We start from the raw sequence: 19,434 nt of genomic DNA, 5'->3' as shown, positions 1-19,434 counted from the left end.
TCTCACCCTACCAATCCCACAGGTTTTGCATCAGGTAAGTAGTCTTTTGCTAAAATAATTTTTTGAGCTACTAACTTATACTGTAAAAGAAGCTTTGCAGCTCCTCTGCGAAGACATGAGGCACTTCCAATGCAGCAAAATGCCCGCCTGCTTCCATCTTTTTGAAACTGACCACATTCACGAAACGCTCTGCCCATTCGCGGGGAAATTGCGCTTCTCTGGGAAACAGGGCCACACCTGCCGGCACATTGGTTTTTTGCAATGGCGGCGCCCCGCTCCATTGCATCATCGCGTCCGCTTTATACATTCTGGCCGAAGTCGCTATGGTCTGGGTTGTCCAGTAAATCATGATGTTGGTCAGCAACTCGTCCTTGCCGCCAAAGGCCTCTTCAATGATTTCATACGGAGCGCCTGCATTGCCGAAGCTCAATATCCAGGCGGCCAGACCGACAGGTGAATCATTCAAACCATAAGCTATCGATTGCGGTTTTGTCGCATGCACCATTGCATAGGCACCTTCACTATACCACCATTGCTGTACAAACTGCGCAAATTGCGTTTCATTCTCAGTCATTGTACCGGGATCTTCTTGTCCCATCGGATAGCCCACATCTGTAAAATGTACGCCAGCGACCACTTCCGGGTATTTGGATGCCAGCGCCTTAACGACACTCATTCCTACATCACCGCCAGCCGCATAGAATTTTTCATAACCCAGATTTTCAGTCATCAATACTGTCCACAGATCAGCAACCGCCTCGCTTGGCATTGCTATTTTCTCAGAGAAACCAAATCCCGGAATCGATGGGATGATCAAATCAAAACTTTGGTCGCCTTCGGTCAATAGGGCAATGATTTTGTGAAAGCGGTAATAGCTATCCGGCCAGCCGTGTGTCAATATGAGCGGCTTTGCATCTTCCGTTTTCCCCTTAATGTACTGAAAATGAACCTTCACGCCATTCACATCGGCAATGTACTGTGGATATTTATTGAGCTGGGCCTCCTGCTTTTGCCAATCGTATTGGTCAAGCCAGTAGCCCACCAAATCTTTTAGATAAGCCTGGCTCGTACCGAAATGCCAACCAGAGCCCTCTGCTTCGCCCGGCCAGCGTGTGTTTTGCAAACGGTTTTTTAAATCATCCAGTACTGGCTGGGGGACTGATACCTTAAATTCTGTTACATTTTTCATGGTCGGCATTGTTCTGTTTTGTTAAAAAAGAATGGTTGAGTTGGAACAAAGATATACTCGCCCACGGTGCTTCACTAGGCAGGATGTCGGCAGAAATGGTAAAAATGGCGGTAAGTACAGCTTGGCATTTCGGAGTAAAAAAGCTGTTTAGCTTCTGCGATACTCGGTGGGCGTCAGCTTTGTCGCTTTTTTGAATGACTTGGTAAAATGGGAAGCGTCTTCAAAACCCAGCCAATAGCATATTTCCTGTATGGAGAAGGTTGTTTGTTTCAACAGGCTCTTTGCCTCCATCATCACGTATTCGTCAATGAAGGTTTTCGCGGGCTTACCCAGCTCCACCTGCAGGACTTCACTGAGATATTTGGGAGTGATATGCAATTCGGAAGCATAGTAGGCCACCTCTTTATGCTCCGGAAACTGCTCGGCAACCAACTTCCTGAAAGCCTGGGCTATTTTCCCACCATTGGAAATATTCGTGTTTTTAGATTTCTCATCATAAACTGAGTGAAACGAATCCGCCAACATCAGCAGCGCATAGACAATCCCTGAAACGGCCTTTTTTTCTTCTTTCAGCTCTTTTAGTAGTTCAAACAATGAGGCTACCTTCTTGATTTGCTCCTCGGTCAAGCTGATCACGTGCTGGCCGCCGTGAAAAAAGAATGACAACGACTGTAAAAAGGAATTGGTTTGTATGTCCCCAAAGAGCGCTTCCGTAAAATAAACCGTGTCATGCTCTGCAACATAATTACCTGTCCATTGGCAGACCATTCCCGGGCCGATTGTAGTAAGGCAACCAGCCGTTACCCAATAATCGGTGCTGCCAATTTTGAATGTATCGCCATGACCTGAATAGGTGATTCCCAGGCCATAGGCAAAAGTTCTGAACGGAAAGTTGACATGGGCACTTTCGTAGGTTTGCCTGTCAGCCAAAAAGAAGGGTACCTGAAAGCTTTCCGAGTTTTGGTATTTGAGAAACTCGTAAAGGTTGAAAGATTTTAGATTGAATTTTTTCTGCATTCCAAATATGGTTTCCATCAGCCCAACCCGGCCTTTCTTGATGAATCTCCCCGTCGACAGGGTGGCTTTCCATCAAGATACTCGCGGCTAATTTATTGATCTTCGCCCTACTGCTCCTTCAACTCACCTACAAGTTTTGTTAGCGTAGCTTTTGCATCTCCAAAAAGCATGAGACAGTTGGGATAACCAAAAAGTTCGTTTTCGATTCCTGCATAACCTGCTGCCATGGAACGCTTGCTGACAATGACCGTTCTCGCTTTGTCGACATTCAAAATGGGCATTTCATATATCGGACTGGCTGGGTTGGTTCTAGCCGCAGGGTTTACAACATCATTTGCACCCACCACCAATACGACGTCTGTATTGGCAAAATCATCGTTGATCTGCTCCATCTCAATCAGTTTGTCATAGGGCACATTCGATTCCGCTAACAGTACATTCATGTGTCCCGGCATGCGCCCTGCAACAGGATGTATGGCAAAACGAACGCCAATTCCCCTGGCTTCCAGTAAATCCATCATTTCACGAACGATATGCTGCGCTTGTGCAACGGCCATCCCATAACCTGGAACGATCAGCACACTGGAAGCTGAGTCAAAAATCATTGCGGCTTCTTCCACACCTACTTCTTTGATCACCATATCACCAGCATTTCCGCTACCCCCGGTTCCCCCGGAAGTAGCGCCAAAGCCACCAAGTAACACGCTGATCAGAGATCTGTTCATGGCCTTGCACATGATCTGGGTGAGGATAATTCCAGACGCCCCCACAAGTGCTCCTGTCACGATCAGCACGCTGTTGTTCAAAACAAAACCGGTAGTGCAGGCAGCCATGCCGGAGTAAGAATTAAGAAGCGAAATCACAACCGGCATGTCGGCCCCTCCGATGGGTATGACAACCAGTATCCCCAAAATCAGGGAAATCGCAATCATGATCATCATCGCATAAATGGAGTCCATACTGATCGACACCAAAATGCCACAAGTAACCGCAGCCAGTAAAAACACAAGATTCAAAAAATGCTGCCCCTTAAACACAATGGCATTGCCATTAATTTTGCCACTCAGTTTTCCGTAAGCCGTAAGCGACCCGCTGAACGTAATCCCACCGATTAATACACTCAGTAAAATGCTGACGATGATCACCATATCTGTGCTAAGTCCGGGTTGCTCGACGGCTCTGGTCCAGTAATCCGACGTGGCGACGAGTAATGATGCTATTCCGCCGAAACCGTTAAAAATCGCAACCATTTCAGGCATCTGGGTCATTTCAACTTTTCTTGCCCAAATGAGGCCAATGGCACTTCCAATGAGCAGACAGCCGAAAATCTCGACAGGGTTTAACAGTTTCGAGTGCACCAGTGTAGCCAGTACAGCAAGCAGCATCGCTATCGCGGAGATTGTATTTCCCCGCCGTGCTTCCTGCGTTTTATTGAGTTTTTTGATCCCGACTATAAATAGAATCGTGGCCGCCAGGTAGGTGAGTTGTATAAAAATATTCATAAAAGTGATTGAGAGATGTAAGGAAAATGTGATCAGTTACTCACTTTTTCTTTTTAAACATTTGAAGCATCCGATCCGTAACTGCATAACCACCAACGACATTAATGGTGGCGAAAACCAGCGCAGCCATACCCAGGTACTTACTCCATGCCCCCTCCTGAATGCAAAGAATAGCGCCCACAATGGTAATTCCCGAAATGGCATTAGAACCCGACATCAATGGCGTATGAAGGGTAGGTGGTACTTTTGCAATCAGTTCGAAACCACAGTAACTTGCAAGAACCAGAATGTAAAGCAGGAATATAAAATTTTCAACTGACATGATTTTCTAAGATTAGTTTGGAGTTTTCTTTACCTCGGGCGACGATGGCCAGCCTGGCCTAAGGATTCTTCTTAGCCAGAATTTCCTTTGTAAAACCATGGACCAGTTCACCGTCATGCGTGATCATACTTCCTTTGGTGATCTCTTCCTCCATCTCCCATTTAAAGCCCGAAGAATTGGCGAGATGCAGCAGCAATGTCGAAATGTTTTTGGCATACAGTTCGCTGGCATTAACAGGTAACAGCGAAGGCAAATTCGGCTCACCAATGATGGTAACGCCATGTTCGACCACAGTTTTCCCAAAAACGCTGAGGGCACAGTTCCCTCCGGATTCCACGGCCATATCTACAATCACTGACCCTGGCTTCATCGATCGGACCATTTCCTCCGTGATCAGAATTGGCGCCTTTCTGCCAATCACCAAAGCGGTAGTAATGGCGATATCAGCCTCTTTGATACGACTTTTAATTAACTCCTGCTGCTTTTGAAGATAATCCGCAGAAACCTCCCGGGCATACCCGCCTTCCACCTTCACACCCTCCACTCCTTCCACTTGAATGAATCTGCCCCCCAAAGACTCCACTTGTTCCCTTGTCTCGGGCCGAACGTCGGTTGCTTCCACCACCGCACCGAGACGCTTGGCAGTGGCAATGGCCTGCAAACCAGCTACCCCAGCCCCAAATACCAATACCCGTGATGGTGTAATTGTGCCGGCAGCAGTCATCATCAAAGGAAATATTCTGCCCAGCGCATTGGCGCCCAGCAAAACGGATTTATAGCCCGCCAGATTAGCCTGCGAACTCAGTGCATCCATTTTCTGTGCCCTTGAGATACGCGGTACGGCGTCCATGGAAAATGCGGTTATTCTTTTTTTTGTTCAAAGCATCTATCACCTCAGGAGCCGTGTAGGCATACAGGTAACAAATCAGCACCGAACCGTCTTTCATAAAATTAATTTCCTGGCTGGTCGGCGCATTTACCATTAATACAATATCAGCACCGGACAGTGTCTGTGGGGTGCCATAGACAATGACCGCGCCCGCATCTTCATAGGAAGCGTCGGAAAAATAAGATTCTTCACCGGCACTTGACTCAACGATACAGGTAAAGCCTGATTTAACGATAGATTTGACAACAGATGGTGTGAGAGCAACCCTGCGTTCGAAGGACTTGGTCTCTTTGGGAACTGCAATTTTCAAAATCTGGTAGATCAAAATGAGTTAATTCCTGATTACTTTCTTAACAAGACGAAAAAATTTGAAATCACTCCCGATTTAACACTATTTTTCAGAGTAGACAAACAAGGCGGCCGACGGCACACAAATCCCAGGTTGCCGGAGTCACCGGACGTCTGCCGGGCGGTACTGGTTTCTAAGCGATTTTGCAAGAAATGTAATGCTGGCGACAAAAATACTCTTGGTTCAAGGCAGTTCTTTTCAAACTATGTCTAATTAGAAATCCTGTAAGGATTCGATTTGTGTCCTTCATCATTAATGAAGACTAATTTCATGAAAAAAGAAACATTTACTTGTCCAGCATGTAAAAATGATTTAGGTTTCAAAAATCTCATTAAAATCGCCGATGGCCACGACTTCAAATGCCCTCATTGCGGCACATTCCTAAGACCCCAACAATCAAAAACTTGGCGCTGGGGTTTTCTAATTGGTTCAATTAGTGCTGTTGTTCCAGCCAAGATTTACTTAGAATATTTTCAAGATAATATTTTTGTCGCATTGATGATCGGAGCTATTTGCGGGGCGACTGCTATTATGGGCATCTGTGTTTATGTATATCGAACTACGGTTTTTAGTATCAAGTGATCCTAATAGTGGCAACGGAAACGAAACTCAAACCGCTATTTTTCGTCCATATGTAACGGAAACCTCCACTAGGTGACCTTTCTCAATATAATAAAGCGTGGTGCGATCGATCCCCACCTGTTCTCAAACCTGAATAGTGATAGCTTTCGCCGCTTACTAGCCAGTTTGATATCATCAGTTACTTCCCAAGCAAAGGCCCATTCATCACGATTATCCTACCCAAACAAGCATAGAATAGTACAGATCAAAATTCAGGTCATCGAAATTACGATAAAGAGTCAAAAAGACACTTAAATGAGTCAATTTGATGAATTATTGGAAATTTGCTTGTATTAAGGCATCGTCAAAAATATTTTTATTTAAAATAGTATAGAATAGTATAGGATAATTAAAAATTGTGTTCTTTTGATAAAAAATTAGACAGGAAGACTACTCACCACTGGCATCTGCCAGGCTAGTCTGAACCATTATGTTTCACTTTTAACCCTTTTTAACATGATTTTTTCTACCCGGTTTTATTCAATTATCCTAACGTTGCTGTGCCTGGCAGGCCCCGGGGCAGTCAGTGCGCAAGTCTCGGTCTCAGGCCGGGTCACGGATGCCTCCGGCCCGCTGGTTGGCGTCAATGTCATCGTCAAAGGTTCCAAGGGCGGCACCTCCACGGATGCACAGGGAGATTTCTCTATGAGCGTTTCCTCTGCTGACGCGGTGCTTGTCTTTTCTTACATTGGCTACCTTCCCCGCGAAATCCAGGTGGGCGCCCAAAGCAAACTGGATGTGACATTGGAAGCTGATACCAAAGCGCTCGACGAAGTGGTTGTGGTCGGTTACGGTACCAAAACGCGGGCCGATCTCACGGGCGCGGTTTCCACCATCAAAGGCTCTGATCTTGAAAAATCGCCCGCCACCAACCTGACCAACTCGATCGCGGGCCGCGTGCCGGGGCTCATCGCCAACACACGCAGCGGCGAGCCGGGAAATGACAATGCCGAAATATTCGTTCGCGGAAAGGCTACGCTGGGAAGTACCGGCGCGTTGGTGGTCATCGACGGTATTCCCGATCGATCGGGTGGTTTCGCCCGGCTCAATCCCGCTGATATCGAATCGTTTACGGTCATCAAGGACGCGACAGCAGCCATCTACGGTGCCCGCTCAGCCAATGGCGTAATCCTGATCACAACCAAACGCGGACAAGCTGGCAAACCGGTGCTGTCGATAGGCACCAACTGGTCATTGACACAGGCCACCCGGGTACCGCAAATGCTCAGCTCGTATCAGTATGCGGTGGCCACCAATGAATACGACCAGATGATTGGCCAAAAACCTACGTGGCCCGACGCAAGTCTGCAAAAATTTCAAGATGGGTCGGATCCGCTGGGCTTCCCCAGTACGGACTGGTGGGAGGCCACGATGAAAAAACAGGCCTTACAGCAAAATCAGGTCATTTCTTTGCGTGGCGGAACCGATAAGGTCACCTATTTTCTCTCAGGTCAATACCAGAAACAGAATGGTATTTACAAAAAAGATGCTGCCTACTACAAGCAGGCCCAGGCGCGGGCCAATGTGGACATTGCCGTCACCAATGACCTGAAAATCGGAGTGGATGTCCTTTACAGGAACGAGCTGCGCAACTCGGCGGTAGGAAACTACAATTCAGGGGCAATCTTTCGTGAGCTTTGGCTGGCCTATCCCTACCTCGTTCCGATTTATCCCAACGGGCTGGTTGGCCCAGGCATCGGAGGCGGCCCTAATAACAGCATGGTTTACGTGACCAGCGGAGAATCGGGATACAACCGGGTCTCCAATGATTTTTTGCAGACTAAAACCTATTTCAAATGGGACCTCTCCAAACTGGCTGACGGAGTATTTCTGGATGGTTACTATGCATATGATATGACCTTTTCAAAAACAAAGGCATTTACAAAGACTCCCCCACCCGCCTTCCGCTACGATCCAGCCACGGGTACCTATGTCCAGATCAACTCGTCGACCAAACCAAGTTTATCAGAAGTACGGGGAACGCTTGCTCAAAACCTGCTCAATATCCGGCTCGGCTATGCCAACCGCTTTGGTGACCACTCCATTGAAGGCTTTGCTGCCTATGAGCGCTTCCAGGGTAAGGCAGACGAGATCAGTGCATTCCGGTCCAACTTCCTGAGTAATTCGCTCGACCAGCTCTCGGCAGGAAGCCTGATCGGCCAGCAGAACAATTCCACGGCGGTTCAGACGGGACGTAACAACTTCATTGGCCGAGTGTCTTATGGTTTTAAAAACAAATACCTCTTTGATTATAATATGCGCTACGATGGCTCCCAAAACTTCCCTGAGGGCAAGCGCTATGGGCTTTTCCCGGCTGTTTCGGCCGCCTGGCGGATTTCACAAGAGGATTTTTTCAGCGCCAAAGCCGTTACTGAGCTCAAATTGCGGGGATCGTGGGGGAAAACCGGAAATGACGCCGTTTCTGCATTCAATTATATCCAGACATACCTGCTCGGCACAGGATACGGTTACTCACTCGGGCCGGGCGCTTCACAGGTCAGCTCCCTTGTAGCAGGCCCTACGCCCAACAAAGACATTACCTGGGAGGTTGCCACCACCACTGACCTGGCAGTGGATGCGCAGTTTCTGAAAGGAAAACTCGGTCTTACCATTGACTATTTCCGCTCGCTCCGCTCGGGCATCCTGATCACCCGCAGCGAGTCGGTACCTGCCTACACAGGCGTAACGCTGCCTAACCAGAACCTTGGAAAGGTACTAAATCAAGGCATTGAAGTGGATGCCTATTATAATGGAACAATCGGCAATAGCTTTTCATATCATGTACGGGGCAATCTGACATTTGCCCGCAACAAGGTGATCTTCATGGATGAAGCTGCCAGCGTGCCCCTTTATCAGCAAAAGACAAACATTCCGATTGACTCGTGGCTCGTTTATGAATCCAACGGCTTGTACCAGAATCAGCGCGAGATCGACGACAGCCCCCACCCTGCCAACACGGCTCCCGGCGACATACGCTACAAGGATATCAACGGCGACGGGGCTATCAACGGGCTGGACCAGGTCCGCAAATCATCGGTACGGACGCCTCAGCTCGTTTACGGAACATCACTGGGCTGCTCATGGCGTAATCTGGACTTCTCTCTTTTTGTTCAGGGACAGGCCAAAGCGCAGTCCTACCTGGCACCTGCGGGGTTGAACATGGCCAGGGAATTTTTTGACGGTCGCTGGCAGAAAGAGGGTGATAACCAGTTCCCACGTAGCTTCAACGGCCCCACAGGGGCGACAAGAGGGGTCAATACCCTTACTTCCGATTTCTGGTTAAGAAATGCAGCATTTGTCCGCTTGAAAAATGTGGAGCTGGGTTTCACATTGCCTTCCGCGATTTTAAAGCGAGCAAAAATGCACGGTGCAAGGATCTATGTCAATGGTAGTAACCTGTTTTCCATCGACCAATTCGGCCCTTCATTTGACCCCGAAATACCCAACAGCAACGGTTATTACTATCCGCAGCAGCGCGTGGTCAACCTGGGTGCCAACATCAGCTTTTAACCTAAAAACTTTATCCTCATGAAACCACAAAATACTCCGGCAGCTTATCGCAGCCTTCCGGTTCACAAAAAGCAGGCCAACCGGACCAAAAATAGATGGGTAAGTATGTCCCTGGTTGCATTCCTTCTGATGATGGGCTCCTGCAAGGATGTACTCGATTTGAAACCCTCGAATGCCTATTCGGAAACTGACGTATGGTCTGATCCGAACCTGGCCCAGGTATTTGTCAATGGCATTTATGACCAGACCGTGCTGGCTTACAAAGATGCCGGGTTCGGCTGGGCAGCTCAAACCGATGAGCTCTATGGCAATTTTAACTGGACAAACGAGAACAGTTACGTTCAGGGCGAGGCGACTGCTGATAATCAGACATCCTCTTCGCTGAATCAATGGGGAAGCCTTTACGGCTCAGTCCGTAATTGCAATGTGTTTCTGCAAAATATCAGCCAGCTGGACACGGTTTCCAACGGAAAAACCATTCGCCGCATGAAAGGCGAGGTCTATTTTTTAAGGGCCCTGGCTTATTTTGAGCTGCTCAAACGCTTTGGCGGCGTTCCACTGATCACCAAAGTCTATGATGTCAATGACAAATCCTTCACTGAGCAGCGCGCCAGCTGGTCGCAAACCAAGGACTTCATCCTGTCGGACATAGAGCAGGCAACCCAACTACTGCCAGCGGCTTACTCGGCCGATCTGGACAAAGGCCGGGCTACCAGCGGAGCCGCGCTAGCTCTTAAATCGCGCCTTTTACTGTATGCGGCCAGTCCGTATTTTAATACGTCAGCCGACAAAAAACTCTGGCAGCAGGCCAAGGAAGCCGCCAAAGCGGTCATCGACTTCAAGGGGAGCCCCTATGCCCTATACGGCAATGCTGCCAACGGCACTTACAACAAGACCTATCTGGATTTTTTCAACCCGGAAGTGATCTTTGCAAGGGTTTACAGCGGACTAGTCAGGGCCGACCGCTACAATACCGTGAGCCGTGATCTGAGCCCCAACGGCTATGAGGGATACAGCGCCTACAATGTCATCCAGCAAATGGTGGACGCATTTGAAATGGCCGACGGAACTGCGTTCAGCTGGGCAAACCCGGTCCATGCCAAAAATCCGTACGCCAATCGCGACCCGCGGTTTTACGCGACGGTCCTGGCCAACAACCAGCAATTCAAAGGAAGGGTTACCGAGTTTTTTGAAGGTGGAAGCGATTCGCCACAAAGTCCGTTTTCGCCCTGGAATGCCTCCAAGACCCGCTATGTGGTTCGCAAAATGATCGATGAGTCTGTCGACTGGACCAAACAGGATTATGCCGCCTCCCAATGGGTTTCATTTCGGTTGTCGGAAATTTATCTAAATTACATGGAGGCGTGCGCCGCTCTGGGGGAAGAAGGCGAAGCGCTGGCGTACCTGAATAAACTACGGTCTCAAAAGGCAGGAATGCCGCCTGTTACAGCCTCTGGCAGTGCATTAATGGACAAGATCAGACAGGAACGGAGAATCGAGCTGTGTTTTGAAGGCCACCGTTATTTCGATATCAGAAGGTGGGGGATCGCCGAAATAGGTTCAAAGGATGCGATGGGGGTGATCATCACCAAGCAGGCCGATGGTACATTTGCTTACCAGCCTGCCACCGTTCAAAAAAGAGTATGGATACCTGCTTTGTACTTTTACCCCATACCCAGAACCGAGCTCCAACGCAACCCCGCATTGACGCAGAATCCGAATTATAACTAATCACCAGGATAGTAGCTTTTTCAAAAGCCGTTTTTTTAAAGATTGTATTTCAAATCAAAGATTAGCACAATGATCAAAAATGTCGTGACCGCATTGATATGGCTCATTTTTATTCAAAGTAGTTTCGGGCAGGATCAGACATTACAGTTCCGTTCGACGGACGCTGCATTGCAGACCGCTTTTGACCGGGCGAAAACAATGGCCCTGAGCCATAAGGGCAAGCCAGGCGATCCGGTCGGTGAATGGTATGAGGCTGCATTACCTACGCGTTCGGCTTTCTGCATGAGAGATGTTTCCCATCAGAGCATGGCAGCTGAAATGATAGGCCTTGGAAAAGCCAACAAAAATATGTTTTCGCTCTTTGCCCAAAATATCTCGGATAGCAAGGACTGGTGCTCGTATTGGGAAATTAATAAAGATGCAAAACCCGCTCCTGCTGACTATCGCAACGATGAAGCGTTCTGGTATAACCTCAATGCCAACTTTGACGTATTGAATTCGGCCTGGCAGCTCTATTTGTGGACAGGCGACAAGGATTATATCAACGGCCCGGAATTTGCGAATTTCCATCAAAAGTCAGTCAGCGACTATATCGACCGTTGGGTACTACAACCCGATTCGCTGCTATTGCGGCCGCTGCACCCCAATGCCCTGGCTTCCTATGATGATGAGGATCACTTTCAACGCTGCCGCGGACTGGCCTCTTACTCGGAAGGGGTACGCGACCTGAAAATGGGCGTCGATTTGATCGCCGCCCTCTCCCGCGGCATGAAAACCTACGCGGACATGCTTCGTTTAAATGGCAAAGCCAAAGAGGCCAAACTGTATGATCAAAAGGCAGAGCAATACCGCCAGCAGATTGAAAAGTATTGGTGGAGCCAAAAGCAAGCCAAGTACTTTACCTATTACTCCTCGGCGGGAAAATTTGGCTATACCGAAGGAGAGACATTTTTGCTTTGGTTTGATGTCCTGCACGACCCGGCCAGAACCAAAAAGGTGATCGATCAGATCCTGTCCCGAGAGTGGAACATTGAAAACGAGTCTTACTTTCCCTACCTGCTAGGGCAATATGGCTACACGGACCAGGTTTACGACTACATTCTGCGCCTGACTGATCCGGCTACCAAACGCAGGGAATATCCCGAGGTTTCTTACGGGGCTATTCAGGGGATTGTGCAGGGGGTCATGGGTATCAGCGCGGATGCGCGCATTAACCTGATCACGACACTGTTCAATGGCAAGAAAAATGATACCAACACCATTGAAAACCTTCCTGTTTTGAAAAGGAAAATAGCTCTCATCCAAAGCCAGAAAAAATCCTCATTGCACAACACAGGCTCCGGCCCCGTTCAATGGAGAGTCATGTTTACCGGAAATCACGCGTTTATTACCGTGAATGGAACCAGGCGAAAAGCAACACAGAAAATCATTAAAGGAGCGCGAACCGTATCGTTTCTGGATGTCAGCGTTGCTGCCAACCAGCAACTAACCGCGCAGGTTAATTAGGTAATCCTTACGGGTAATCCAGGTCCCGGTAATTGGCTTGTAGCCGGCTATCGGGGCTTGGATTGCCAAAAATGGCACGCTGCAATAAAGTTTTGAGTCAGTCAATAAGTTTTTAGTTTTACAAATCAGTTTAGAATTTACAAAAGGAAAGCAATTACCACCCAATGGAGAGTGTATTTGACAAAATAAGAGAATTACGGGAGGTGACGTCCTATTCTAAGCATGACCAAATCGTCGTAGGGATTATCAATGCCATTGACCAGAAAATCGTGACACCCAATGATCTGCTGCCATCGGTCAACCAAATGATCCAGGAGCTTAATTTTTCCCGCGAAACCATCCGGAAAGGTTATGGTGACCTGGTCGACCGGGGCGTAGTGGAGTCCAAAAACAGGATTGGCTACTATGTGACCAATGCCCAGACCAGCCAGTTCATGAAAGTGGCCTTGCTGATGTACAACCTGGATACATTCGAAGAGCTTTTTTACCGGAATTTCAGGCAGGAACTGGGCAAAAAAGTGCAGCTAGACGTCTTTTTCCATCATGGCAGCATTGATTTTCTGGAAAGTACCCTTTTTCAGATCAAGGGAAAATACGGCATGTACGTGGTAGCCCCGATCCCGCACCGCAAAACCAAGGAAATTCTGGAAACCATTCCGCGGGCGAATTTGATGATATTTGACCGCTTCGAAGCATTGGACGGAGAGGTAAACTACATCGCCCAGGAATTTGAAAAATCAACCTACTCGGTTTTGGAAACGCTGGCAGACAAGATCAGGGAATTTGATGAGATTGTGTTTTATCATTCTCCCAAATCCCTGGATCCCAAGGAGATCGTCTCCTCATTTAAACGGTTTCTGGCAGACTACTCCATTCAGGGCCGGATCGTCAGCGAGTTCGCGCCTGGCTCGGTTGAAAAAGGAAAAGCTTATTTCACCCTCGACAACTATACGATGTGGGCCATATTGAAGGAATGCAAAAGCAAGAAATTCACGATGGGCCTTGACGTGGGGCTGCTCTCGGTCAATGATGAACCAGCCAAGGAATTCGTCGATATCACTACCTATTCGACGGATTTTGCCCTGATGGGCAAGCTTGCTGGCCAGGCGATCATGCAAAAACAAAAAATTCAGGTGATCCTGCCCAATGTGCTGATCCGGAGAAAGACCCTTTAAGAGCTTATGCGCCAAACAGTTGCCCTTAGCGGTATTGATATCTGCATTATTGTGCTGTATCTGGCCGCATTGGTTGGGCTGGGCCTTTATTTTGCCCGCAAGCGGCGCATTCAAACGGCCCAGGACCTGTTTCTAGGGGGAAGATCATTGAAATGGTACCATGTAGGTCTTTCCATTTTCAGCAGCAATGTCAGTCCGGTCATGCTGGTCGGCTATGGCGGCATGGCCTACACGACTGGAATGGTTGCCGCCAACTTTGACTGGCTGGCCTGGTGGTTTTTACTTTTGCTGGCGATGGTCTTCATCCCGCATTATTTTGCAACGAAAGTCAGCACCATGCCCGAATTTCTGTTGCGGCGCTACGGCCAGCGCTCATTTACATTCCTGACCTACTATTCGATGATTTCCACGTTGATCGTCTCGGTCAGCTTTGTGCTATTGACGGGCGGCCTTGTTATCGCGCAGATCTTGGAGGTTCCCTTTTGGGTAGCCGCAGCCGGGGCCACTGTGCTGGCCACCAGCTATACTGCTACCGGTGGCCTGGCCGCTATCGCTAAAACCGGGGCGCTGCAATCGGTGGTGGTCACAGTCGCGGCCATCATAGTCGGTGTCATCGCCATCAACCGGATCGGCGGGGTTAGCGAGGTGATCAGCCGGTCACCCAAGGAGTTCTGGACTATATTCCGTCCGGCCAGTGACCCCGTCTATCCCTGGCATGCGGTCATACTGGGTTACCCCGTGGTGGGCATCTGGTACTGGTGCACCGACCAGACGATCGTGCAGCAAACCCTTGCTGCCCAAAATATCGAGCAGGGCCAGTATGGCACCATGCTGGTTGCAGGGCTAAAAGCATTGGTCCCTTTTATTTTTTTACTACCCGGTATTTACTGTCTGATCCTGTTCCCCAATCTTGCCAATCCGGACCACGCCTACCTGGTGATGACCGCAAACCTGCTTCCGGTGGGGCTGGTGGGCATTACGCTGGCCGCGCTCATTGCGGCACTTATTTATGATGTGGCCATTGGCATCAATGCATTCAGCACGGTTTTCTCGCTAAATGTGTATTCCAAAAACATTAACCCCGGCGCATCGCCTGCCCGCGCCCGGCTCGTTGGCCGTATCGTGATCATTGGCTCTTCGCTGATTGCCCTGCTCATGTCGCTGCTGCTGTCCACGGTCGACAAAGGACTTTTTGATCTCTCACAGGCCGTTGGCACCTACCTGGCTCCTCCTTTGACGACTGTATTTCTGCTAGGCGTTGTCTGGAAAAAAGCCACCAGCAAGGCCGCTAACCTCACCTTGCACTTCGGCTCGGCGCTTTGCCTCTGCGTGGGCATTATGCAGATTGCCGATTTCCCTCACAAAGCATTCTGGCCTCATTTCATGCTGCTGACATTTTTTTTAACGGCGATACTGACCGTCTTCATGGTTGTGATCTCACTGTTATTTCCCGAAACGGGCCCCGGGCCATCACTACCCACATTGGCCCAAACCTACGCTTCTCAGCCCCCATATGACCGCCGGAAAATATGGTTCGGTTGGACTGCAATAGGAATGCTGATGGCTGTGCTTTACTATCTTTTTGGATAACAGTAAAGTAAACAGGCGCTTTTCCTTCAATTAACAGGTCCAGTAGTCCACTACATCAAAAAGTGGGAGCCCTGCCTGTTAATCTTTTGTGATCTGCAACAAGGTAAGAAAACACTTCGAATTGATAGGATTAAGCAGGGGCTACTATTAGGACAAGCAAGTTGGTGTCGTTAATCTAAAACCCTAGCGATATGGTCAGACAGGCGCTTGTTTACCATCACGAGGATCTCGTTGGTTATCAGAACCGAGATGGATGAAGCTTAGGCTCAATCAACCTTTGCAATCTTTATTAGCTTAGTAGCATTGTGAGTTCTAACTCTGAGCAGCAGTAAGCCAGCAGGCTGCTTTCTAACATCAAACGTTATCCGTGGGGGCAAGTCAGCGGGTTGTATTCGCCGTTTTTCAAGCACAAAACCATTGCGTGTCAACAGCTCTATGGTGAGAGGACTATTGCTATTTGCTAAGATTTCCACAACTAGTGATTCTGTTACCGGATTCCCCAAGACCTTGACACTTGTCTGCTGTACAGACTCCGGCGCGGGAACACTGCCAGCAAAGCCAACTGGAACAGCGCAAAGGTTGCAGGGAGTCGCTTTAAAAAGTTCTCTGCCAAGGCCTGGCGCTCCTGCAAAAAAGAAAACATGAGTTCCTAACTCCATGTAGACTCTTGCCACCGCAGCACCCGAAGGATTGATGTTTGCGATCTGTTTGGTCCCTGCGGCCGTCCCATTGGAGACATGGGGCTCATCGGACTCCAATGTAAAGAAAAGCCTGCCATGAGCTTCTTTCAATTCCTATAAATCAGAGCTGCCATTGGGTGTCAAATCTTTTACCAATACTGTTCCGGAAGCAGTTCCGTCCGATTTCCAAAGCTCACTTCCGTGAACAGGTTCGTAAGCGGTAAAAAATACCTGATTGCCTACCTTTGTTAATCTTCGCGGCCCAGATCCGCCCGATGTATTGATATTTTTAACGCGCACTGTGCCTGCGGCTGTGCCATCCGACTTGTAAAGTTCACCATCTCCGTTGACAGACAAGGACATAAATAGCATATTATTCGCAACGACCATCCAGGACCCTGCGATGACTCCCCCTTCTTGCTGTAAATCTTTAACAAGGCTAGTGCCGGCCGCAGTTCCGTCTGATCGCCAAAGCTCTGTTCCATGCGTGCCGTCATCGGCCAGGAAATAGAGCATGTTATTCATCACCAGCACATCGTATGTCCCAATTGATCCTGTCGGATTGATGTCTTTAACCAGGTAGGTGCCTGCCTCCGTACCGTCGGTTCGCCAGAGTTCACCTCCGTTCAGACCGTCATCGGCTATAAAATAAGCTATGTTGTTTAAAATGGCCATCGTGCCATTAAAATATGAAGCCCGCGAACCTTGGTACTTGTTTATATTCTTGATCATCACAGTGCCTGCCGACGTCCCATCAGTTCGCCAAAGTTCTTCACCATCAATGCCATTGTCTGCGTAGAACAAAATAATATTGTTGTACACCGAAACGTCCCCTGGATTCGAATTGCCTCCGGGGTTGATGTCCTTAATCAGGATCGTACCAGCCGCCGTGCCATCCGATTTATAGATCTCGCGACCGGATGAACCTGTTGCGACAAAAAACAAGGTGCCATTTAGATTGGCAAGGTGGTTTGGATTTGATCCGACATTTGGACTAAGATCTTTAACCCTTACGGTCGCGCTACGATTTCCATAAATACAAGGATTTGTCAGTGAAAAAATAGTTTCTGTTTTTTCACTTTCCCTGCAATCTGCCTGCTGAAAAACACAATTGTTTTTCCCACAAAGTACCCCAAGAAAAAAAGAAAGCCCTGGTAAAGTGGCCCCAATCAGGCCAAAAGGAACGCGGAATAAGTCCCGAAGGGTGGGGTAAATTTTCAGGGAAGCAAAAGAAATGCCCCCCATTATGCCGAACGTTTTGGCTGTTTTCCGATTATCTTTATACTGTGGGCCACTACCTTAGCTGCACTTTTGGACTTGTTTCTGTGGGATAAACAATTTATAGGACTCTATTAAACTTGATGTAAGACAAATGGGCATTGATGTTTCGGCTATTACGTAACAAAAGTCCCCCCGGTGATACTACTAGATAGATCGTAAGAAAATTTGATATTTCTATTTGAAATATTTATACCTATCAAAACAATGATTAAGTTTATATCCGCGACAAGGGATACACATCATCCCTTATGTCAAACAAAAACTTAAAATGGCTAGGCAATACGGTTATTTGGAAGATTTTATTAATGAACTGCGTTCCAATGGAAGGTATGCGTTTTCATTACAGCAGGTGCGCAGCCAGTTTGAACAATCCGACGAGGCTATCAAGAAAGCATTACAAAGACTCAAAAAGAAGAAAGAAATTGCATTGGTAAGGAATGAATTCTATGTAATCATTACTCCTGAATACCGCAGTAAAGAAATGCTTCCCCCGTCATTATTTGTGGCAGACATGATGAAGTTTTTGGGAAAGGAGTACTATGTAGGACTATTGAATGCAGCCGCTTTTTATGGAGCAGCGCATCAACAGCCTCAATCTTTTTCTATCATTACTACCAAACCAAGTTTGAGAAATATCAATACAGGTAGCTTAAAAGTAAACTTCTACATTAAAAAACACTGGCACAAAGCAGATATCGTTCAAAAGAAGGTCGATACCGGATACATCCATGTTTCCTCACCAGAGTTAACTGCCCTGGACCTTGTTTATTATTTTGATCAATCCGGTGGTCTGAACCGGGTTGCAACCGTATTGGAAGAGCTCACTGAAAGTATTGACCCTATCAAACTTCTTGATGTTGCCAAAAGATATTCGCCGGTAACCGCCGTTCAACGTCTTGGTTTCTTGCTTGAAAATGTTTTAGGTATGCAAAATTTAAGCGATCCGATCAAAGACTATTTAAAAACAGTAAAACGTTTTCCTGTCTTATTAAGGCCGCAAAAGAAAAAGCCAGAGATGATAACCGGTAATGATTGGAAGGTAGTACAAAACACAGAAATAGAAACAGATTTATGATTCCGCAGGCCTACATTACCGCATGGCGTAAAAACGCACCCTGGCAGGAGGATTTCCAGGTAGAACAGGATCTGGTGATTGAAAGGGCGCTCATGGCCATATATAGTGACGTCTATCTAAAAGAAAGATTAGCATTTAGAGGTGGAACAGCGCTACACAAGCTCTATCTGGCACCGGCTGCCAGATACTCCGAGGATATTGACCTGGTGCAGATTACGGCAGAGCCATTCGGTCCTGTTATGGATAAGCTTCGCGAAGTACTTTCTTTTCTGGGCGATAAACCGGTTAGAAAACAAAAACAGCATAACAACACTTTGGTCTACCGCTTTGATTCAGAAGGAGGCATTCCGCTCAGACTAAAAGTCGAAGTGAATTGTAGGGAGCATCATACTATTTTTGGTATCCAAGATGTAAAATACAGTATGAAATCAGAATGGTATACTGGTGAAGCGCTCATACCGTCATATGCGTTAGCAGAGCTTTTGGGCACGAAAATGCGCGCCCTTTATCAGCGGCGAAAAGGAAGGGATTTGTTTGATATGTGGTTTGCCCTCACCCAAACCGATGTTGATCCAAGCAGCATTATTGAAGCATGGAAGTTTTATATGGCAGAGGAAGATAACAGTGTGACCCAAAAGGAATTCTTGGACAACCTGGAAAAGAAAATCGCAGATCAGGATTTCATCGGTGATATGCAGGGACTGCTAAGACCAGGATTATCGTATTCAATTACCGACGCTTACGAATTTGTAAAAACAGAATTGTTGGAAAAAATATAATAGACCAAAGAAATAAATATGGGTATTTACACTGCAAAAAAGAGAAATGGTCGTTTTTTGGGAAAAGCTCCGTTTGGAATCTAAATGCTAAAGACCAAAGTAGAAAGCCAATACTTCTACCAGATCAAGAAAAAACGCAGATTGTCAAATTGATTTATGACCTTTTTCTTAGAGATATCCCGATCTCGGCAATACATGAAGAAGTAAAAAAAATAGGC

Annotated in this window: 16 protein-coding genes; 8 read left to right on the top strand and 8 right to left on the bottom strand. The window is 47.5% G+C overall.

Annotated features, from left to right (window positions below; genetic code table 11):
* Window positions 1–70 precede the first annotated feature (70 nt).
* The 6 genes from ON006_RS04200 to ON006_RS04175 all read right to left on the bottom strand — a co-directional run bounded on the left by ON006_RS04200 (window position 71) and on the right by ON006_RS04175 (window position 5,229).
* Window positions 71–1,189 carry an epoxide hydrolase family protein gene (locus ON006_RS04200; RefSeq protein ID WP_244824654.1) on the bottom strand — a complete coding sequence of 373 codons (1,119 nt, stop codon included), beginning with the start codon at window positions 1,187–1,189 and terminating at the stop codon, window positions 71–73.
* A 147-nt stretch (window positions 1,190–1,336) separates the two neighbouring features.
* Window positions 1,337–2,206, bottom strand: a complete 870-nt coding sequence (locus tag ON006_RS04195; protein WP_244824653.1) for a helix-turn-helix domain-containing protein — start codon at window positions 2,204–2,206, stop codon at window positions 1,337–1,339.
* Between the two features lie 107 nt (window positions 2,207–2,313).
* Window positions 2,314–3,708 carry an NAD(P)(+) transhydrogenase (Re/Si-specific) subunit beta gene (locus ON006_RS04190; RefSeq protein WP_244824652.1) on the bottom strand — a complete coding sequence of 465 codons (1,395 nt, stop codon included), beginning with the start codon at window positions 3,706–3,708 and terminating at the stop codon, window positions 2,314–2,316.
* 40 nt (window positions 3,709–3,748) lie between these two features.
* Window positions 3,749–4,030, bottom strand: coding sequence for an NAD(P) transhydrogenase subunit alpha part 2 (locus tag ON006_RS04185; protein WP_244824651.1), 282 nt, complete (start codon window positions 4,028–4,030; stop codon window positions 3,749–3,751).
* A gap of 58 nt (window positions 4,031–4,088) precedes the next feature.
* On the bottom strand, window positions 4,089–4,844 hold the full coding sequence (locus tag ON006_RS04180; RefSeq protein WP_267609955.1) for a Rossmann-fold NAD(P)-binding domain-containing protein: 756 nt from the start codon (window positions 4,842–4,844) through the stop codon (window positions 4,089–4,091).
* Entirely contained in the window at window positions 4,819–5,229 is a 411-nt protein-coding gene (locus tag ON006_RS04175; RefSeq protein WP_267609954.1) for a Rossmann-fold NAD(P)-binding domain-containing protein, read from the bottom strand. The genes ON006_RS04180 and ON006_RS04175 overlap by 26 nt, the downstream gene beginning before the upstream one ends.
* Window positions 5,230–5,538: 309 nt before the next feature.
* On the opposite strand from ON006_RS04175, the gene ON006_RS04170 reads away from it, so the two are divergent.
* The 6 genes from ON006_RS04170 (at window position 5,539) to ON006_RS04145 (ending at window position 15,401) form a co-directional block, all read left to right on the top strand.
* Window positions 5,539–5,850, top strand: coding sequence for a hypothetical protein (locus ON006_RS04170; RefSeq protein WP_244824649.1), 312 nt, complete (start codon window positions 5,539–5,541; stop codon window positions 5,848–5,850).
* Between the two features lie 495 nt (window positions 5,851–6,345).
* Window positions 6,346–9,399, top strand: a complete 3,054-nt coding sequence (locus ON006_RS04165; RefSeq protein WP_244824648.1) for a SusC/RagA family TonB-linked outer membrane protein — start codon at window positions 6,346–6,348, stop codon at window positions 9,397–9,399.
* A gap of 18 nt (window positions 9,400–9,417) precedes the next feature.
* On the top strand, window positions 9,418–11,130 hold the full coding sequence (locus tag ON006_RS04160; protein WP_244824647.1) for a RagB/SusD family nutrient uptake outer membrane protein: 1,713 nt from the start codon (window positions 9,418–9,420) through the stop codon (window positions 11,128–11,130).
* A gap of 69 nt (window positions 11,131–11,199) precedes the next feature.
* Window positions 11,200–12,636: a trehalase family glycosidase gene (locus tag ON006_RS04155; protein ID WP_244824646.1), complete on the top strand. Its 1,437-nt coding sequence runs from the start codon at window positions 11,200–11,202 to the stop codon at window positions 12,634–12,636.
* A 164-nt stretch (window positions 12,637–12,800) separates the two neighbouring features.
* Window positions 12,801–13,811, top strand: a complete 1,011-nt coding sequence (locus ON006_RS04150) for a GntR family transcriptional regulator (protein WP_244824645.1) — start codon at window positions 12,801–12,803, stop codon at window positions 13,809–13,811.
* Window positions 13,812–13,817: 6 nt separating this feature from the next.
* The gene (locus tag ON006_RS04145; protein WP_244824644.1) at window positions 13,818–15,401 is read left to right on the top strand and encodes a sodium:solute symporter family transporter; all 1,584 of its coding nucleotides are present in this window, start codon (window positions 13,818–13,820) and stop codon (window positions 15,399–15,401) included.
* A gap of 266 nt (window positions 15,402–15,667) precedes the next feature.
* Here the strand turns inward: ON006_RS04145 and ON006_RS04140 are convergent, their stop codons facing one another.
* Both ON006_RS04140 and ON006_RS04135 read right to left on the bottom strand, forming a co-directional pair.
* Window positions 15,668–16,192, bottom strand: a complete 525-nt coding sequence (locus tag ON006_RS04140; protein WP_244824643.1) for a hypothetical protein — start codon at window positions 16,190–16,192, stop codon at window positions 15,668–15,670.
* Between the two features lie 3 nt (window positions 16,193–16,195).
* Window positions 16,196–17,326, bottom strand: a complete 1,131-nt coding sequence (locus ON006_RS04135; RefSeq protein ID WP_244824642.1) for a hypothetical protein — start codon at window positions 17,324–17,326, stop codon at window positions 16,196–16,198.
* A 304-nt stretch (window positions 17,327–17,630) separates the two neighbouring features.
* Here ON006_RS04135 and ON006_RS04130 point away from each other — a divergent pair, with 304 nt between their 5' ends.
* A complete protein-coding gene (locus ON006_RS04130; protein WP_244824641.1) occupies window positions 17,631–18,437 on the top strand; it encodes a type IV toxin-antitoxin system AbiEi family antitoxin domain-containing protein in 807 nt (268 codons plus the stop codon).
* Window positions 18,434–19,216 carry a nucleotidyl transferase AbiEii/AbiGii toxin family protein gene (locus ON006_RS04125; protein ID WP_244824640.1) on the top strand — a complete coding sequence of 261 codons (783 nt, stop codon included), beginning with the start codon at window positions 18,434–18,436 and terminating at the stop codon, window positions 19,214–19,216. The genes ON006_RS04130 and ON006_RS04125 overlap by 4 nt, the downstream gene beginning before the upstream one ends.
* The last annotated feature ends 218 nt before the right edge of the window (window positions 19,217–19,434 follow it).

Origin of the sequence: Dyadobacter pollutisoli (genome assembly GCF_026625565.1) — a bacterium.
In the GTDB taxonomy this organism is placed as follows: domain Bacteria; phylum Bacteroidota; class Bacteroidia; order Cytophagales; family Spirosomataceae; genus Dyadobacter; species Dyadobacter pollutisoli.
This window is presented reverse-complemented; position numbering and strand designations above follow the sequence as displayed.

What these genes read in the sequence shown, in the direction of transcription:
- ON006_RS04155 (WP_244824646.1), top strand. Translation starts at nt 11,200, where the DNA reads ATGATCAAAAATGTCGTGACCGCATTGATATGGCTCATTTTTATTCAA.
- ON006_RS04180 (WP_267609955.1), bottom strand. Translation starts at nt 4,844, where the DNA reads ATGGATGCACTGAGTTCGCAGGCTAATCTGGCGGGCTATAAATCCGTT.
- ON006_RS04135 (WP_244824642.1), bottom strand. Translation starts at nt 17,326, where the DNA reads ATGGGGGGCATTTCTTTTGCTTCCCTGAAAATTTACCCCACCCTTCGG.
- ON006_RS04150 (WP_244824645.1), top strand. Translation starts at nt 12,801, where the DNA reads ATGGAGAGTGTATTTGACAAAATAAGAGAATTACGGGAGGTGACGTCC.
- ON006_RS04190 (WP_244824652.1), bottom strand. Translation starts at nt 3,708, where the DNA reads ATGAATATTTTTATACAACTCACCTACCTGGCGGCCACGATTCTATTT.
- ON006_RS04165 (WP_244824648.1), top strand. Translation starts at nt 6,346, where the DNA reads ATGATTTTTTCTACCCGGTTTTATTCAATTATCCTAACGTTGCTGTGC.
- ON006_RS04130 (WP_244824641.1), top strand. Translation starts at nt 17,631, where the DNA reads ATGGCTAGGCAATACGGTTATTTGGAAGATTTTATTAATGAACTGCGT.
- ON006_RS04195 (WP_244824653.1), bottom strand. Translation starts at nt 2,206, where the DNA reads ATGCAGAAAAAATTCAATCTAAAATCTTTCAACCTTTACGAGTTTCTC.
- ON006_RS04200 (WP_244824654.1), bottom strand. Translation starts at nt 1,189, where the DNA reads ATGAAAAATGTAACAGAATTTAAGGTATCAGTCCCCCAGCCAGTACTG.
- ON006_RS04145 (WP_244824644.1), top strand. Translation starts at nt 13,818, where the DNA reads ATGCGCCAAACAGTTGCCCTTAGCGGTATTGATATCTGCATTATTGTG.
- ON006_RS04185 (WP_244824651.1), bottom strand. Translation starts at nt 4,030, where the DNA reads ATGTCAGTTGAAAATTTTATATTCCTGCTTTACATTCTGGTTCTTGCA.
- ON006_RS04160 (WP_244824647.1), top strand. Translation starts at nt 9,418, where the DNA reads ATGAAACCACAAAATACTCCGGCAGCTTATCGCAGCCTTCCGGTTCAC.
- ON006_RS04170 (WP_244824649.1), top strand. Translation starts at nt 5,539, where the DNA reads ATGAAAAAAGAAACATTTACTTGTCCAGCATGTAAAAATGATTTAGGT.
- ON006_RS04125 (WP_244824640.1), top strand. Translation starts at nt 18,434, where the DNA reads ATGATTCCGCAGGCCTACATTACCGCATGGCGTAAAAACGCACCCTGG.